The organism is Serratia ficaria, from assembly GCF_900187015.1.
Lineage (GTDB): Bacteria > Pseudomonadota > Gammaproteobacteria > Enterobacterales > Enterobacteriaceae > Serratia > Serratia ficaria.
The window spans coordinates 3,988,981-4,005,944 of record NZ_LT906479.1 but is presented as its reverse complement, the minus strand read 5'-3'; the positions used below and the strand labels follow the sequence as shown (position 1 = coordinate 4,005,944).

15 protein-coding genes are annotated in these 16,964 nt (G+C 60.9%); 10 read left to right on the top strand and 5 right to left on the bottom strand.

The features are described 5' to 3' along the window. Nucleotides 1–197 precede the first annotated feature (197 nt). From rnc to acpS, 5 genes are all read left to right on the top strand, one after another. Nucleotides 198–878: a ribonuclease III gene (rnc, locus tag CKW09_RS18905; protein ID WP_061796421.1), complete on the top strand. Its 681-nt coding sequence runs from the start codon at nt 198–200 to the stop codon at nt 876–878. Next, nucleotides 875–1,783 (top strand): GTPase Era, encoded by a 909-nt coding sequence (gene era, locus CKW09_RS18900; protein WP_061796422.1) that lies wholly within the window; start codon nt 875–877, stop codon nt 1,781–1,783. Before rnc ends, era begins: the two co-directional genes overlap by 4 nt. An 8-nt stretch (nt 1,784–1,791) precedes the next feature. Next, nucleotides 1,792–2,523: a DNA repair protein RecO gene (gene recO / locus CKW09_RS18895; protein ID WP_061796424.1), complete on the top strand. Its 732-nt coding sequence runs from the start codon at nt 1,792–1,794 to the stop codon at nt 2,521–2,523. A gap of 71 nt (nt 2,524–2,594) precedes the next feature. Further along, nucleotides 2,595–3,326, top strand: coding sequence for a pyridoxine 5'-phosphate synthase (gene pdxJ / locus CKW09_RS18890; protein WP_061796425.1), 732 nt, complete (start codon nt 2,595–2,597; stop codon nt 3,324–3,326). Continuing rightward, nucleotides 3,326–3,706, top strand: coding sequence for a holo-ACP synthase (gene acpS / locus CKW09_RS18885; RefSeq protein ID WP_061796426.1), 381 nt, complete (start codon nt 3,326–3,328; stop codon nt 3,704–3,706). Before pdxJ ends, acpS begins: the two co-directional genes overlap by 1 nt. A 45-nt stretch (nt 3,707–3,751) precedes the next feature. On the opposite strand, the gene CKW09_RS18880 is transcribed toward acpS, so the two are convergent. The 3 genes from CKW09_RS18880 to CKW09_RS18870 form a co-directional block, all read right to left on the bottom strand. Further along, nucleotides 3,752–4,012: a YfhL family 4Fe-4S dicluster ferredoxin gene (locus CKW09_RS18880; protein ID WP_061796521.1), complete on the bottom strand. Its 261-nt coding sequence runs from the start codon at nt 4,010–4,012 to the stop codon at nt 3,752–3,754. A gap of 739 nt (nt 4,013–4,751) precedes the next feature. Further along, entirely contained in the window at nt 4,752–4,994 is a 243-nt protein-coding gene (locus tag CKW09_RS18875) for a DinI family protein (protein WP_061796427.1), read from the bottom strand. A 172-nt stretch (nt 4,995–5,166) separates the two neighbouring features. Continuing rightward, nucleotides 5,167–6,015 carry a MurR/RpiR family transcriptional regulator gene (locus tag CKW09_RS18870; protein WP_095098882.1) on the bottom strand — a complete coding sequence of 283 codons (849 nt, stop codon included), beginning with the start codon at nt 6,013–6,015 and terminating at the stop codon, nt 5,167–5,169. Nucleotides 6,016–6,182: 167 nt separating this feature from the next. On the opposite strand from CKW09_RS18870, the gene murQ reads away from it, so the two are divergent. From murQ to yfhb, 3 genes are read left to right on the top strand one after another with little or no spacing between them, the layout of a single operon-like run. Next, nucleotides 6,183–7,076, top strand: a complete 894-nt coding sequence (murQ, locus tag CKW09_RS18865; RefSeq protein WP_061796430.1) for an N-acetylmuramic acid 6-phosphate etherase — start codon at nt 6,183–6,185, stop codon at nt 7,074–7,076. A gap of 19 nt (nt 7,077–7,095) precedes the next feature. Continuing rightward, nucleotides 7,096–8,460, top strand: a complete 1,365-nt coding sequence (locus tag CKW09_RS18860; protein WP_061796431.1) for a PTS transporter subunit EIIC — start codon at nt 7,096–7,098, stop codon at nt 8,458–8,460. A gap of 3 nt (nt 8,461–8,463) precedes the next feature. After that, entirely contained in the window at nt 8,464–9,120 is a 657-nt protein-coding gene (yfhb, locus tag CKW09_RS18855; protein WP_061796432.1) for a phosphatidylglycerophosphatase C, read from the top strand. Nucleotides 9,121–9,151: 31 nt separating this feature from the next. On the opposite strand, the gene CKW09_RS18850 is transcribed toward yfhb, so the two are convergent. Further along, nucleotides 9,152–10,207, bottom strand: a complete 1,056-nt coding sequence (locus CKW09_RS18850; RefSeq protein WP_095098879.1) for a DUF2157 domain-containing protein — start codon at nt 10,205–10,207, stop codon at nt 9,152–9,154. A 110-nt stretch (nt 10,208–10,317) separates the two neighbouring features. Between CKW09_RS18850 and tadA the strand changes: the two genes are divergently transcribed. After that, on the top strand, nt 10,318–10,824 hold the full coding sequence (gene tadA, locus CKW09_RS18845) for a tRNA adenosine(34) deaminase TadA (protein ID WP_061796434.1): 507 nt from the start codon (nt 10,318–10,320) through the stop codon (nt 10,822–10,824). Here tadA and mltF read toward each other — a convergent pair whose 3' ends face one another. After that, nucleotides 10,825–12,285 carry a membrane-bound lytic murein transglycosylase MltF gene (gene mltF, locus CKW09_RS18840; protein WP_061796436.1) on the bottom strand — a complete coding sequence of 487 codons (1,461 nt, stop codon included), beginning with the start codon at nt 12,283–12,285 and terminating at the stop codon, nt 10,825–10,827. 278 nt (nt 12,286–12,563) lie between these two features. Between mltF and purL the strand changes: the two genes are divergently transcribed. After that, nucleotides 12,564–16,454: a phosphoribosylformylglycinamidine synthase gene (purL, locus tag CKW09_RS18835; RefSeq protein ID WP_095098876.1), complete on the top strand. Its 3,891-nt coding sequence runs from the start codon at nt 12,564–12,566 to the stop codon at nt 16,452–16,454. Nucleotides 16,455–16,964: the final 510 nt, after the last annotated feature.

Below are 16,964 nucleotides of genomic sequence, written 5' to 3'. Positions count from 1 at the left end.
TCGCAACGTGAAAGAGGAAGGGTATATAAACGCAGCATTATGTTTCCACTCGTTGTAGAATACCTTCTCGAGCGATAAAAAGTTGGCTCCCTGTTGGGAGCCACTGCAAACGAAACAGCTTTGGATTGGCTTTCGGCGAAGCAGGCCTGTTCCGTATGCTGCAAGTTTTTGACGCATTCTTGATCTATTGGTAACTCATGAACCCCATCGTAATAAACAGGCTGCAGCGGAAGCTGGGCTACACTTTTCAACAGCAGGAGCTCTTACTGCAGGCTTTGACTCACCGCAGCGCCAGCAGTAAACACAATGAACGTCTTGAGTTTCTGGGTGACTCTATTCTTAGTTTTGTCATCGCCAATGCGCTCTATCATCGTTTTCCTCGCGTAGACGAGGGCGATATGAGCCGCATGCGCGCCACTTTGGTGCGCGGTAATACGCTGGCGGAGATGGCGCGCGAGTTTGATCTGGGCGAATGCCTGCGTCTCGGGCCGGGCGAGTTGAAAAGTGGTGGATTCCGCCGCGAGTCAATCCTGGCGGATACGGTGGAGGCATTGATTGGCGGCGTGTTCCTGGATAGCGATATTCAGACCGTCGAACGCCTGATTTTGGACTGGTATCGCAGCCGGTTGGACGAAATCAGCCCCGGTGATAAGCAGAAAGACCCGAAAACCCGCTTGCAGGAGTTTTTACAAGGTCGTCATCTGCCGTTGCCTTCTTATCTGGTGGTGCAGGTTCGCGGTGAAGCGCACGATCAGGAGTTTACCATCCACTGCCAGGTGAGCGGTTTGAACGAGCCCGTGGTGGGCACCGGTTCAAGCCGCCGTAAAGCCGAGCAGGCGGCAGCGGAACAAGCGCTGAAAAAGCTGGAGCTTGAATGAGCGAAGAAAAACAATACTGCGGTTTTATTGCGATAGTCGGTCGCCCCAACGTGGGCAAATCCACGTTGCTGAACCAGCTGCTGGGGCAAAAAGTCTCCATCACCTCGCGTAAACCGCAGACCACCCGTCACCGCATCATGGGGATCGACACCGAAGGGGCTTACCAGGCCATCTACGTCGACACCCCAGGGCTGCACATCGAAGAAAAACGCGCCATCAACCGTTTGATGAACCGCGCGGCCAGCAGCTCTATCGGCGACGTCGAGCTGGTTATCTTCGTGGTCGAAGGCACCAACTGGACCGCCGACGACGAAATGGTGGTCAATAAGCTGCGCAGCCTGAAATGCCCGGTGCTGCTGGCGATCAACAAGGTCGACAACGTTACCGACAAATCCAAGCTGCTGCCGCATATCGCATTCCTCAGCCAGCAGATGAACTTCCTCGACGTGGTGCCTATCTCCGCCGAGAAGGGGATGAACGTCGATACCATCGCCGGCATCGTGCGCAAACTGCTGCCGGAAGCGGAACACCACTTCCCGGACGATTACATTACCGACCGCTCCCAGCGCTTTATGGCGTCGGAAATCATCCGCGAGAAACTGATGCGTTTCCTGGGCGAAGAGCTGCCTTACTCGGTAACGGTCGAGATCGAGCAGTTTGTGCCGAACGAACGCGGCGGTTACAACGTGCACGGTCTGATCCTGGTCGAACGCGAAGGCCAGAAAAAAATGGTCATCGGCAATAAAGGCGCGAAGATCAAGACCATCGGCATCGAAGCCCGTCAGGACATGGAACAGATGTTTGAAGCCAAAGTGCATCTGGAACTGTGGGTGAAAGTGAAATCCGGCTGGGCGGACGACGAACGTGCGTTGCGCAGCCTGGGCTATGTCGACGATCTGAAGTAACAGATCCCATGGAAGGCTGGGAGCGCGCTTTCGTCCTGCATGGGCGACCGTACAGTGAGACCAGCCTGATGCTGGATCTGTTTACCGAAGGTCATGGGCGGGTGCGTTTGCTGGCAAAAGGCGCGCGCAGCCGCCGCTCCAATCTGAAGGGTTGCCTGCAGCCCTTTACCCCTCTGTTAGTGCGCTGGGGCGGCCGTGGCGAAGTGAAAACGCTGCGCAACGCCGAAGCGGTTTCCTTGGGCTTGCCTCTCAGCGGCATGATGCTGTACAGCGGCCTGTACGTGAATGAGCTGCTGTCGCGGGTGCTGGAGCAGGAAGCCAACTATTCGGTGCTGTTCTTCGATTATCTGCAATGCCTGCAGGCGCTGGCGGCGGAAGACAGTTCGCCGGAGCATGCGCTGCGCCAGTTCGAACTCGCATTGTTGCATCATCTGGGATACGGCCTCGACTTTCTGCACTGCGCCGGCAGCGGCCTGCCGGTGGATGACGGCATGACCTACCGCTACCGCGAAGAAAAAGGCTTCATCGCCAGCCTGGTGGTGGACCACTACAGCTTCACCGGCCGTGAGCTGCGCGCCCTGGCGGAACGCCAGTTCCCCGATGCCGACACGCTGCGCGCCGCCAAACGCTTCACCCGCATGGCGTTAAAACCCTATCTCGGCGGCAAGCCGCTGAAGAGCCGCGAACTGTTTCGGCAGTTTGTGCGCAAACGGCCGGATACGCCGGTCGACGACGCCTGACCTTTTCCTCTTTTGCCGCTCTGCGCCCGCGTGTAAACTGCTGACACTGAAAATCGTTTTTAGAGGTTGTGATGGCTGATTTGCTGCTGGGCGTCAATATCGATCATATCGCCACGTTACGTAACGCGCGCGGAACCCAATACCCGGATCCGGTTCAGGCGGCATTCATTGCCGAGCAGGCGGGGGCCGACGGCATTACCGTACACCTGCGCGAGGACCGCCGCCATATCACCGACCGCGACGTGCGCATTCTGCGCCAGACCATTCAGACGCGAATGAATCTGGAGATGGCGGTAACCGACGAAATGCTGGATATCGCCATCGGGCTGAAACCGCATTTTTGCTGCCTGGTGCCGGAAAAGCGTGAAGAGGTGACCACCGAGGGCGGCCTGGACGTCGCCGGCCAGCAGGAGAAAATGAGCGTGGCGGTTGAGCGCCTGGCGCAGGCGGGCATTTTGGTGTCGCTGTTTATCGACCCGGATCATCGCCAGATTGACGCGGCGGTGGCGGTTGGCGCGCCCTATATCGAAATTCACACCGGCGCCTACGCCGAGGCGCAGGGCGAGCTGGCGCAGAAAGCCGAGCTGCATCGCATCGCGGTGGCCGCGACCTATGCGGCGCAAAAAGGCCTGAAGGTCAATGCCGGCCACGGCCTGACCTACCATAACGTGCAGCCGATCGCTGCGCTGCCGGAAATGCACGAGCTGAATATCGGCCACGCGATTATCGGCCAGGCGGTGATGAGCGGGTTGCCGGCGGCGGTCGCCGACATGAAGCTGCTGATGCGGGAAGCGCGCCGTTAATGGCGGTGCTCGGCCTGGGTACCGACATCGTCGAGATGGCGCGTATCGAAGCGGTGGTGGATCGCAGTGGCGACCGTTTGGCGCGCCGCGTGCTGAGCGACGCCGAATGGGCGCTGTATCAGCAGCATCAGCAGCCGGTGCGCTTTCTCGCCAAGCGTTTTGCGGTCAAGGAAGCGGCCGCCAAAGCGTTCGGCACCGGCATTCGCAACGGCCTGGCGTTCAATCAGTTTGAAGTGTTCAACGACGGGCTGGGCAAGCCGAATATTCGCCTGCATGGCCGCGCCGCCGAACTGGCGCAGGAAATGGGGGTCAGCGCGATCCACGTTTCGCTGGCCGATGAGCGGCGCTATGCCTGCGCGACGGTGATTATCGAAAGCTGAAAAAGCGAAGGGCGCCCCAGGGCGCCCTTGTTGATCCTGCCGTGGTTACAGCCGATCGGCGTGGTGCAGCACCACGAATTTATCCCACAGCTGCTCGTTGGTTTCGCGCTGTTGCGGATCGATGATGATGGTATTGTCGATCGGGCAAACCTGCTGGCAGGTCGGCGTATCATAGTGGCCGACGCATTCGGTGCAGCGATCGGTATCGATCTGGTAAATATCATTCCCCATCGAAATCGCCTGGTTTGGGCATTCCGGCTCGCACATATCGCAGTTGATGCACCGCTTTGTTATTAGTAAAGCCATATCAATCACTTATGTATTTAATTTATTAAAATCATGCGGTTATCAATATTTATTACCGCGCACTGTAACACAGAAGCAGAGTAACCCCAATAATGACGAGATTTTAGCAAGGCGGCGAAGGGGGCGTCCGGACAAAGGTTTGCCGAGGTACGGACATATTGCTCCTGCACAACGCAGATTGTTGTCGGGGTGGGGAATTTAAGGTTTCAGGGATCAAAGCGCGCGGTTTCTCATGCCTATCGGATGGGATACTTGCTCGGGAAATGATGCGTAAGCGACCCGCGGCTCCGGGCGCGGGGAAACCGGCTACTTCCGATACCAGTCCCATTCCGCATGCAGCCAAACGATCAGCATCACGCAACTGGAGATGAACATGACGTCAGGCCAGCGAGTGAAACCGGTAAAGATGGAGGCGGCTGAGACCAGCGCCGCAAATCGGATAAACATCCTGTTTATGTTCATAAGCTCCCTGATCTATTTATCTATACGAAAATTCTTATTGCTGCTATGTTAAGAAAAGGTGAATATTCTTTTTATTTAAGATTGGTAACGCAATGAATCTGCTGAGGATAGCATTAGCCCTGTTTGTCATCATTGGTCACATTTTTTTGCTATCCTACCACTAAACCCTGCTCTGGCTGTAGTCATAAGCTGCCATGCACGCATCCCATGGCGCGCCATAAACGGCGCTTTGCATGCCGTGTGGTGAAGCGAGCGAGCCGGGGTTTAGGCGCAGGATTCAGATATCGGTTACCAGCCACTGATCGGCTTCTTCGAACATTTCTTCCAGCAGCCGGTTTAGCTTCTCACGTTCGCTCTTGTTTGCATCGGTGTTCAGGCCGTTGGCTTGCATCGGCTTCACCTTTACGTCCGCATCGGGAAAAATCCGCCGTACCCGCTTGGTCAGTTCCGCCTTGATTATCTCTGCCGCATCAGGCAGGCCACTCACATTCCGCCGGTCAAAAATCAGTTCTACAAACATTCCTAATCTCCAATGAATATGTATGCATGTACAGTATTATCGGCTTGAATGGCGGTTTTGATCAAGCACTAAACCCGTGGCGTCGGTGGGCTCGCCGCAGGCGTGATTTATCAGCGCTGTCGATTTGAAATAATTGAATGCGGCAGTTGTCAGCTTTTTTGCATGCTGCGCTTCAGACCAGCTTCTTCATCAACTGTTCGCTGTGTTTGATGCGGTCGCGCGCGTGATCGAGATCGTGCTGGATCAGCGCCATGAACAGCAGGTCGGTGAGGGCGAACTGGGCGGTGCTGGAGGAAATGGCCGCGCTGCGGGTAGTCGGCTCTTCGGCGATGGTATACAGGCAGTGGTCGGCGCGCTGCTGCAGGCCGTTGGGCGAGAAGCTGGTCAGGGCCAGCACCTTGGCGCCGGCCAGGCGGGCTTCCTCCGCCGCCAGGTTGATTTCACGCCTTTCGCCGCTGAACGAGACGGCCAGCAGCAGATCGCGTTTGTCCAGCGCTTGCACCGCCGCCAGCTGAACGTGCATATCCGGCTCTGCCACCGCCATCACGCCGATTTTCAGCAGCTTATAGGAGAAGTCCTTGGCCACCAGGCCGGAGGCGCCGATGCCGACCAGCATCACCCGGCGCGCCTGGCGCAGCATATCCAGCGCCTGGTGCAGCCGATCTTCGCTGTTGATGTCCAGCGTGGCGCGCAGCGCCGCCTGTTTCTCTACCAGCAGCTTTTCGCCGACGGTTTTCAGCGCATCGCTGCTGAGGATCTGATTATGCACGGTGACCGCGGGCTCGGCCTGCGGCTGCGCCAGCGTTTCGCTCAGCGCCAGCTTCAGGGCCGGAAAGCCTTTGTAGCCCATCTTCTGGGCAAACTTCACCACGCTCGACTGGCTGATGCCGGCCAACTGCGCCAGTTTTTGCGAGCTGAGATGGCGCGCCTGCTCGGCGTTATGCAACAGAAAATCCGCCAGCTTACGGTCGTTTTGAGCCAGCGTCGGGTACATCTGGCGAATACGCAGAAGGGTACTCATTGATTATTCCCTGGAAACCAGCGCTCATTCTGCCACGGCGGTGGCGAAAACGCGCGATGAAAATTTTTGTGAGCTCGCCTTTAAAATAGCAAATAGTGCTCGCTTTGTTGAATTAAATATTCAAATAATGGTTTCATGTTGTGAATTAAAAATTCAAAGGTGAGAAAATGAACTTAGGCGCACTGGTATCCGAAACCCGCAACCCGGCCACCCTGGAATTAGACCGAATGTCGACGCTGGAGATGGTCCGCTGCTTCAACCAGGAAGACCGCAAGGTGCCGGAGGCGATCGAAAAGGTGCTGCCGGAAGTCGCCGCGGCGGTCGATCTGGCCGCCGCGGCATTGAAGGCCGGCGGGCGTTTGATCTATCTGGGGGCCGGCACCAGCGGCCGCCTCGGCGTGCTGGATGCGTCCGAGTGTCCGCCGACCTTCGGCGTGCCGCACGGCGTGGTGGTGGGCCTGATCGCCGGCGGCCCGGGTGCGCTGCTGAAAGCGGTGGAAGGGGCCGAGGATGACGAGGCGCTGGGCGCCGCCGATCTGCAGGCGCTGAACCTGACCGCCACCGACATGGTGGTGGGATTGGCGGCGTCCGGCCGCACGCCCTACGTGATCGGCGCGCTGCGCTATGCCCGCCAATTGGGGTGCCCGACGGCGGCGATCTCCTGCAACCCCGATTCGCCGATCGCCCATGAGGCGCAGGTGGCAATCTCGCCGGTAGTCGGCCCCGAAGCGCTGACCGGCTCGACGCGCCTGAAGTCCGGCACCGCGCAGAAGCTGGTGTTGAACATGCTGTCTACCGGCGCGATGGTCAGGCTGGGCAAGGTCTATCAGAACCTGATGGTGGACGTGAAGGCCACCAACGTGAAGCTGGTGGATCGCGCCTGCCGCATCGTGGTGGAAGCCACCGGCGCCGATCGCGGCCAGGCCGAGGCGGCGCTGGCGCAGACCGGTTTCGAGGTCAAGCCGGCGATCCTGATGATTCTGGCCGGCGTCAGCGCCGAAGAGGCGCAGCAGCGGCTGCAGCGGCACGACGGTTATTTGCGTGCGGCGTTAACGCGTTAATCCATATTTGGGGCGGGCGATGGACAAGACAACGGCACTGGCGACACAAATTGTAGCGGGCGTGGGCGGCGAGGGGAACATCCTCAAACTGGAAAATTGCATGACGCGGGTGCGCGTTGAGGTCAGCGACGAACGGCGTCTCGACCTGCCGGCGCTCAAACAGCTGCCCGGCGTGAAGGGCTATATCAAACAGGGCGAACAGCATCAGTTTATCGTCGGCCCGGGGGCCGCCGCCAAAGTGGTGGACGCCATGCGCGAGCTGTTCGACGGCGCCGCTCCGGCCGTTGCCGTAGGGGACATCGCCCGCACCAAGGCGCAGGCCAAGCAGAAGTATGCCGCGCCGATGAGCGGCGCGCTGAAAAAACTGGCCGACATTTTTATTCCGCTGATCCCGGCGTTTATCGCCTCGGGGCTGATCACCGGCATCATCAACCTGCTGAAACGGCCGGACATCGCCGGCGATCTGGCGCTGAACTACCCCAATCTGCTGGGGCTGCTGGCGATTTTCGGCAGCGCGGTGTTCGCCATCATGAATATTCTGGTCGGGGTCAATGCCGCGCGGGTGTTCGGCGGTTCCCAGGCGATGGGCGGCGTGATGGCCGGCATTCTCTCCAGCCCGGCGCTGGCGCAGATCAGCCTGTTCGGCGAGGCGCTGCAGCCAGGGCGCGGCGGGGTGATTGCGGTGCTGCTGGTGGTGGCGCTGATGTGCTGGGTGGAGAAACGCCTGCGCAGGCTGCTGCCGGAATCGATTGAACTGATCCTCAACCCGCTGCTGACTACGCTGGTGACCGCCTCGCTGGCGATCCTTATCCTGCAGCCGCTGGGCGGCTATATCTCCGACGCCATCGCCCACGGTGCCAATCTGGCGATCGACAAAGGCGGCCTGTGGGTGGGGGCGGTGCTGTCCGGGCTGTTCCTGCCGCTGGTGCTGTCCGGCCTGCATCAGGGGCTGGTGCCGATCCACGTCGAACTGGTGCAGGCGCATGGCGCCAACCCGCTGCTGCCGATCCTGGCGATGGCCGGGGTCGGCCAGGTGGGCGCGGCGCTGGCGGTGTTGATGAAAACCCGCAATGCGCGTTTGAAAAAGGTGATCAAGGGCGCGCTGCCGGTCGGCATTCTCGGCATCGGCGAACCGTTGATCTTCGGGGTGACGCTGCCCTTGGGCAAACCCTTTATCGCCGCCTGCCTCGGCGGCGCGGTGGGCGGCGCGTTGATCAGCTACTGGAAGGTGGCGACGGTCATTACCTTCGGCATTTCGGGTTTGCCTTTGGCGTTAACCATCGTCTCAGGTAAGGTGATGTTGTATCTGGCGGGTATGGTGATTACGATTATCGCCGGGTTCTTGTTCACCTGGATAATGGGATTCAACGATCCTGAGGAGTAGCGTTTGAGCGACAAGCAGAGCCAACAGGCAGAGGAAAGCCGCCGCGTGGTGTTCTTTGATTTGGACGGCACGCTGCATCAGGAAGATATGTTCGGCAGTTTCTTGCGCTTTTTACTGCGGCGCCTGCCGCTGAATTTATTGCTGGTGGTTCCTTTATTGCCGGTGGTCGGCCTGGCGATGCTGATCTTGGGGCGCGCGGCGCGCTGGCCGATGAGCCTGCTGCTGTGGTCGATCACCTTCGGCCGGCCCGAGGCGAAGCTCAAGGCGCTGGAGCAGCAGTTTGTCGGCTATTTTCGCCAGAAGGTGACGGCGTTTCCGGTGGTGCAGATGCGCCTGCGCCAGTATCTCGACGTGCACGACGCCCAGGTGTGGCTGATCACCGGCTCGCCGGAGCGGCTGGTGGCGCAGGTGTATCAGGATTCGCCGTTTCTGCCGCGGGTGCGGTTGGTCGGCAGCCGGATGGCGCGCCGCTACGGCGGCTGGGTGCTGGCCATGCGTTGCCTGGGGATCCAGAAGGTGGCCCAGCTGGAGCAGCGGCTCGGCGCGCCGCTGAAACTGTACAGCGGCTACAGCGACAGCAAGCAGGACAACCCGCTGCTGTTTTTCTGCGAACATCGCTGGCGGGTCAGCAAGCAGGGCGAGCTGCAGCAGCTGGAATAAAGCAAGGGCGGGCTATCCGCCCTTATTGCGGCTAACGGTCGTCGGTCACATCGTGCGGCCCGCGCCCCAGCTGCCAGATTTTCTCGGCGTAGCGCCCCAGCGCCCACAGGCTCAGGCCGAGCAGCACGAAGAAAATCGCCTTCGGCATGCTGTCCCAGAAGAATTCGAACAGCCGGGTATAGAGGTTGATGGCGAGGAAGGTCAGGCCGAACCCGCGCAGCATGGCGTCGTCGCGCTTCAGCCCCAGCCAGATGGCGGCCGCGGCGACCAGGCCGAACAGCAGGCTCCAGTGGAACAGCTCGATTTGCCGCACGCGGTACCAGCCGTCGAGATCGCCGTAGTTGCCGAAAATCGACAGCAGCCACAGGGCGATAAACAGATACAGCAGCCCCATCGCCAGCGAAACCCGGTCCAGAGCGCGGCGGGCCAGCGGCGGTTGCAGCAGCAGCGCGGCGGCGATCAGGATCGCGCCGAAGGCGATAAAGCGGATCGGGTAGCTCATGCCGAGCCAATAGGCCCCCCAACCGGACAGATAACCGGTTTCCGCTCCGAAGGCGTTGCCGAGCGACAGCAACGCAAACCCCCATACCAGCCCGGATCTGCCGAACCAGCCGATCAGGCCGTACAGCAGCGCGGCGAAGATCAGCAGCACGGAAACCCGGCCGCTGCCGTTATCCAGCCATACGCCCAACTGCCACAGGGCGCAGGCGGTGAGCAGTACGGCGATAAACAGCGCCGCCTCATTGCCGTAGCGTTTTTCCGGATGCCGGCGGCGGCGGCGCAGCGCCCAGGCGTAGGCCAGCGCCGCCAGCGCCCCGGTAATCACCGTGCGCGCCGGCGCATCGAAGCGGAACAGTTCGCTTAACCAGGCGAGCAGGCCGCTGTCGGCGAACAGGCTGGCGATGGCGATGACCAGCGAAGCCAGCGCGGCGAGAAACGCATAGCGCGCCAGCCGCCGCCAGTCGAAAGGCTGGATTTCCACATGCTGCAGCAACTGCTGCTGCTGTTGCGGCGTCAGCGCGCCTTCCCCGACCCAGCCGTTCAGCGCTTTTCGCACCACGGCGGCGTTCTTTTTACTGAGCTTCATGTTTCCTGTCCCTGAATAGCAGCGGTTTGCGCCAGTATAGTCGAGTGGCTGCGACAAAAGAGGACTAGTGTGTATAATGCCCGCCGCAAAAGCGCACGAGGATTTATGCGATGACTGAATATAATGATGACTACTGGATGCGTCAGGCATTGCGGTTGGCCCTGCGCGCGCAGGAAGAGGGCGAGGTGCCGGTGGGTGCGCTGCTGGTGCTCGACAATCAGGTGATTGGCGAAGGCTGGAACCGGCCGATTGGCCGCCACGACCCAACCGCCCATGCGGAAATCATGGCGCTGCGCCAGGGCGGCGCGGTACTGCAAAACTACCGTTTGCTGAACGCCACGCTGTACGTCACGCTGGAGCCCTGCGTGATGTGCGCCGGCGCGATGGTGCACAGCCGCATCCGCCGACTGGTGTACGGCGCGGCCGACGAGAAAACCGGCGCGGCCGGCTCGCTGGTGGACATCCTGCGCCATCCGGGGATGAATCATCAGGTGGAGATCGTTTCGGGGGTGCTGGCGGACGAGTGCGCCGCAACGCTGAGCCACTTTTTCCGCCTGCGCCGCGCGCAAAAAAAGGCGCTGAAGCTGGCGCAACGCGTAGAGAATAAACCAGACTAATCAGTAGTTAAGCGCCAGTTCCGGCATCACCGCCGGATAGCCTTTCCCCCGCGCTTCCCGCTCGGCGGTTTCCTGCGCCGCCTTCCTCTCTTTTTCCTGCAGATAGCCGACCAGGCTGACCTGATAGCGGCGGATGTTTTCCACGTAGTTATAGGCTTCGCGTCCGCGCGCATAGCCGTAGGTCAGCTGCGGGTAGTAGCGTTTTTGGCTGAGCATCGGCAGGCGCTGTTTGACGTCCACCCAGCTGTCCGGGTTGCCCTTTTGCGTTTTGGTCAGCTTGCGGGCGTCCAGCATATGCCCCCAGCCCATGTTGTAGGCCGCCAGCGAGAACCAGATGCGTTCGTCTTCGGGCACGCTGTCCGGCACCTTGGCCATCAGCCGCTGCAGATAGAGCGCGCCGCCCTGGATGCTTTCTTCCGGATCGAGGCGGTCGTTGACGCCCAGGCCGTCGGCGGTGGCGCGGGTCAGCATCATCAGGCCGCGAACCCCGGTGGGGGAGGTGGCCTGCGGATTCCAGTGCGATTCCTGATAGGCGATGGCCGCCAGCAGCTTCCAGTCGATCTCGCTGGCGTATTTCTCGAACAGCGGGCGGAAGTTGGGCAGCACCGAATCGATGGCCGACAGGAAGGTTTTGGTGTCGACGTAGTCGAAGCTGCCGACGTGGCCGAGGTATTTCTCCTCCAGCCGCGCCAGGGTGCCGTCGTCCACCATCTGGCTGTAGAAATCCAGCATCGCCGCATACAGGCTGTCGTCGTTGCCGCGCTTCATATACCAGGTCACCGGCTCTTCGTCGGTGACGTCGAACGCCACCGCCAGCTGCGGATGGATGCGCTGCAGCAGGGCGATGGTCACCGAGTCGCCGAGGGTATAGTCCAGCTTGCCGTCGGCGACCTGTTCCAGCAGCTCTTTGGAGGTGAGATCGCTGGAGGCTTCCCAACTGAGATCCGGGTATTTATCCTGCTTGAGCTGTTTCAGCGCGCTGACGTGCGCGGAGCCGGAGGCCACCGCCAGCTTGCCTTTGATGTCGGCAAAGCTTTTTGGCCGCGGGGTGCCCAGGCGGTATACCAGCTGCTGGGAAACGGAATAGTAGGCCGGGCCGGTGCGCGCGCGGCTGAGGCGCTCCCGATTGTAGATCAGGCCGGCCGCCAGCAGATCGGCGTCGTTATCGTCCAGATCGTCAAACAGATCGTTGATATTCTGATGGGGGATCACCACCAGTTTCACCCCCAGGTAGTTGGCGAAGCGTTTCGCCAGCTCGTAGTCGAGCCCACCCGGCCCCTGTTTGGTGGTGAAATAGGTGAGCGGCGAGTTCAGGGTGCTGATTCGCAACTCTCCGCGGGATTTGATCTCTTCGAGCTGCCCTTGCTGACCACTGCGCCAGGCAATGTTGGGCCACAGGGCGAGCGCCAGAAGCAGGGTGACAACACCGATTAGAATGTAGTTTATTTTAAGGCGTTTCAAATAGTTATCCAGTGGTGGCACAGGCGCGCCGGCGATGACAACCCAGTTTTTTCTTATGGTTAAATCACCAGTGCCGGGGCATTTTGCGCAACAAAACGCCAGCGTGCAACTTTATTGACACGTTATGACAATTCGATGGCGCGGAAAGCTTTTATCAATAATAGCTACGCAAACGGTTTCGTCGGCGGCGCGGATTCTCTATAATGACGCGCGTTTTCCCCTGTTGCGCCCAATGAAGCGCTGAAGTCAGTCGCTTCGAAGACGAGAGAACTTTGATTATGGAAATACTGCGTGGTTCGCCCGCTTTGTCGGCTTTTCGCATTACCAAACTGCTGTCCCGCTGCCAGGACGCTCAACTTCCGGTCAGTGATATCTACGCCGAGTACGTCCACTTTGCCGATGTTAGCGCACCGCTAAGTGCCGAAGAACACGCCAAGCTTCAGCGCCTGCTCAAGTATGGCCCCTCTCTCGCCGAACACGCCCCCGAAGGCCGCCTGCTGTTGGTGACGCCGCGTCCGGGCACCATTTCACCCTGGTCCTCCAAAGCCAGCGACATCGCCCACAACTGCGGCCTGAAGCAGGTGGTGCGGCTCGAGCGCGGCCTGGCGTTTTACGTCAAGGCGCCGGCGCTGACCGAATCCCAGTGGCAACAGTTGGCCGCCTTGCTGCATGACCGCATGATGGAAACCGTCTTCGGCGAGCTGCAGCAGGCCGAACAGCTGTTCGCGCATCACCAACCGGCGCCGTATCAGGCGGTGGACGTGCTGGGTGAAGGGCGCGGCGCGCTGGAACAGGCCAACGTCAGGCTAGGTCTGGCGCTGGCGCAGGATGAAATCGACTATCTGCTGAATGCCTTTACCGGGCTGGGGCGCAACCCGACGGATATCGAACTTTATATGTTCGCGCAGGCCAACTCCGAGCACTGCCGCCACAAGATTTTCAACGCCGACTGGGTCATCGACGGCCAACAGCAGCCGAAGTCGCTGTTCAAAATGATCAAGAACACCTTCGAGCAGACGCCGGACTACGTGCTGTCGGCGTATAAGGACAACGCCGCGGTCATGGAAGGCTCGCCGGTCGGCCGCTTCTTCGCCGAGCCGGACAACGGCAAATATGATTACCATCAGGAAGACGCGCATATCCTGATGAAGGTGGAGACCCACAACCACCCGACGGCCATTTCCCCTTGGCCGGGCGCCGCGACCGGCTCCGGCGGCGAGATCCGCGACGAAGGCGCCACCGGCCGCGGCGCCAAGCCGAAGGCCGGCCTGGTGGGCTTCTCGGTATCCAACCTGCGCATTCCCGGCTTTGAACAGCCGTGGGAGCAGGATTTCGGCAAGCCGGATCGCATCGTCACCGCGCTGGACATCATGACCGAAGGCCCATTGGGCGGCGCGGCGTTCAACAACGAATTCGGCCGCCCGGCGCTGGTCGGCTACTTCCGCACCTATGAAGAGCAGGTCAACAGCCACAACGGCGTCGAACTGCGCGGCTATCACAAACCCATTATGCTGGCGGGCGGCATCGGCAACATTCGCGCCGACCACGTGCAGAAAGGCGAAATCACCGTCGGCGCCAAGCTGGTGGTGCTGGGCGGCCCGGCGATGAATATCGGCCTGGGCGGCGGCGCGGCGTCTTCGATGGCCTCCGGCCAGTCGGACGCCGATCTGGACTTCGCCTCGGTACAGCGCGACAACCCGGAAATGGAACGCCGCTGCCAGGAAGTGATCGACCGCTGCTGGCAGCTGGGCGAACAAAACCCGATCCTGTTCATTCACGACGTCGGCGCCGGCGGCCTGTCCAACGCCATGCCTGAGCTGGTGAGCGACGGCGGCCGCGGCGGCCGTTTCGAACTGCGCGACATCCTCAACGACGAGCCGGGCATGAGCCCGCTGGAAGTGTGGTGCAACGAGTCGCAGGAACGCTACGTGATGGCGATCGCCCCGGCGCAGATGGCGCAGTTTGACGAAATCTGCCGCCGCGAGCGCGCGCCTTATGCGGTGATCGGTGAAGCCACCGAAGAACGGCATTTGACGCTGAACGACAGCCACTTCGACAACCAACCGATCGATATGCCGCTGGACGTGCTGCTGGGCAAAACGCCGAAGATGACGCGCGACGTCACCAGCCTGCAGGCCCAGGGCCAGCCGGTGCAGCGGGAGGGCATCACCCTGGCCGACGCGGTCAAACGCGTGCTGCATCTGCCGGCGGTCGCGGAAAAAACCTTCCTGATCACCATCGGCGATCGTACGGTAACCGGCATGGTGGCGCGCGATCAGATGGTCGGCCCATGGCAGATCCCGGTGGCCGACTGCGCGGTGACTACCGCCAGCCTGGACAGCTACTACGGTGAAGCGATGTCGATCGGCGAACGCGCGCCGGTGGCGCTGCTGGACTTCGCCGCTTCTGGCCGCCTGGCGGTAGGGGAAGCCCTGACCAACCTGGCCGCCACCGAAATCGGCGAGCTGAAGCGCGTGAAGCTTTCCGCCAACTGGATGGCCGCCGCCGGCCACCCGGGCGAAGACGCCGGCCTGTACGCGGCGGTGAAAGCGGTGGGCGAAGAACTCTGCCCGGCGCTGGGCATCACCATCCCGGTGGGCAAAGACTCGATGTCGATGAAAACCCGCTGGCAGGAAGGCAACGAACAGCGCGAAATGACCTCGCCGCTGTCGCTGGTGATCACCGCCTTTGCCCGCGTGGAAGACGTGCGCCATACCGTGACGCCGCAGCTGCGCACCGACAAGGGCGATAGCGCGCTGCTGTTGATCGATCTGGGCAACGGCCACAACGCATTGGGCGCCACCGCGCTGGCGCAGGTTTACCGCCAGCTGGGCGACCGGCCGGCCGACGTGCGCAACGTCGGGCAGCTGGCGGGCTTCTTCAACGCCATGCAGCAGCTGGTGGCGGATCGCGCGCTGCTGGCCTACCACGACCGCTCCGACGGTGGCCTGCTGGTCACGCTGGCGGAGATGGCGTTTGCCGGCCATTGCGGCCTCGATGTTGATATCCGAGGCCTGGGCGACGACGCGCTGGCGGCGCTGTTCAATGAAGAGCTGGGCGCGGTGATCCAGGTTACCGCCGACCGGCTCGACGCGGTGCGGCAGGTGTTCGCCCGGCATGGCCTGAGCGACAACGTGCACCACATCGGCAGCGCCCAGGCCGGCGATCGCTTCGTGATTAGCCAGAACGGCAAGGCGCTGTACAGCGAGAGCCGCAATACGCTGCGCACCTGGTGGGCGGAAACCACCTGGCAGATGCAACGCCTGCGCGACAACCCGGAGTGCGCCGATCAGGAACATCGGGCCAAGCAAGATGAGCAGGATCCTGGCCTGAACGTGAAGCTGACCTTCGCGCCGCAGGAAGACATCGCCGCGCCTTATATCGCCACGGGCGCCCGTCCGAAAGTGGCGGTGCTGCGCGAGCAGGGGGTGAACTCCCACGTCGAGATGGCGGCGGCGTTCCACCGCGCCGGCTTCGACGCGCTGGACGTGCACATGAGCGACCTGCTGGAAGGGCGACGCGACCTGCAGGACTTCCATACCCTGGTGGCCTGCGGCGGCTTCTCCTACGGCGACGTGTTGGGCGCCGGCGAAGGCTGGGCGAAATCGATTCTGTTCAACGAACGGGTGCGCGACGAGTTCGAGTCCTTCTTCCATCGTCCGCAAACCCTGGCGTTGGGCGTGTGCAACGGTTGCCAGATGATGTCCAACCTGCGCGAGCTGATCCCGGGCGCCGAACACTGGCCGCGCTTCGTGCGCAACCTGTCGGACCGGTTTGAAGCCCGCTTCAGCCTGGTGGAAGTGGCGGCCAGTCCGTCGCTGTTCATGCAGGGCATGGCCGGTTCGCGCATGCCGATCGCCGTTTCCCACGGCGAAGGCCATGTCGAAGTGCGCGACGCGGCGCACCTGGCGGCGCTGGAAAGCAACGGCCTGGTGGCGCTGCGCTTCGTCAATAACGCCGGCCAGGTCACGGAAAGCTACCCGGCCAACCCGAACGGCTCGCCGAACGGCATTACCGCCGTCACCAGCGCCAGCGGCCGCGCGACGGTGATGATGCCGCATCCGGAGCGCGTATTCCGCACCGTCAGCAACTCCTGGCACCCGGAAGAGTGGGGCGAAGACAGCCCGTGGATGCGCATGTTCCGCAACGCCCGCAAGCAACTGGGCTAAGCGGCGGTAAAGGGCGGTGACTTGACAGGGCGCAAGAGATTGCGCCCTTTTTAATGCCCGTTCTCGGGCTGTCTGCTTTTTGCGACAGAGGCTGTTTTTCATGTCGCCAAAAGGAGACATATAACTCATTGATTTTATTGTGCGTTACCAGGTTTGACTTTAGTTGTCGGGTTTTGGAGACAGGATGGCGTTTTTTTCAACGCCTGACGTCGGGGTATTTTTACTCGGTAACGTGGTTTGTGTTTTATTCTTTTTTAAAATCAATCTGTTGATTTTTAAATTGCAAAGTTGGCACGCTGCGTGCATTATTATCTGCAGTTGCTCATTCACCTTTTTATGATGGCCCCGTATTTAGACGGATCAGTCGCCTCATAAGCCTCCGAATGATGCCAAAGAAATGGTGCCTATCGTCCAACCAAACCGATAACGGCTCGCGCAAGCGGCTTTATCAAGCATCGGGCGACACGTGGAGTGAGGCACCGCCTGTATCCAACTGTGATGAAAGGTTCA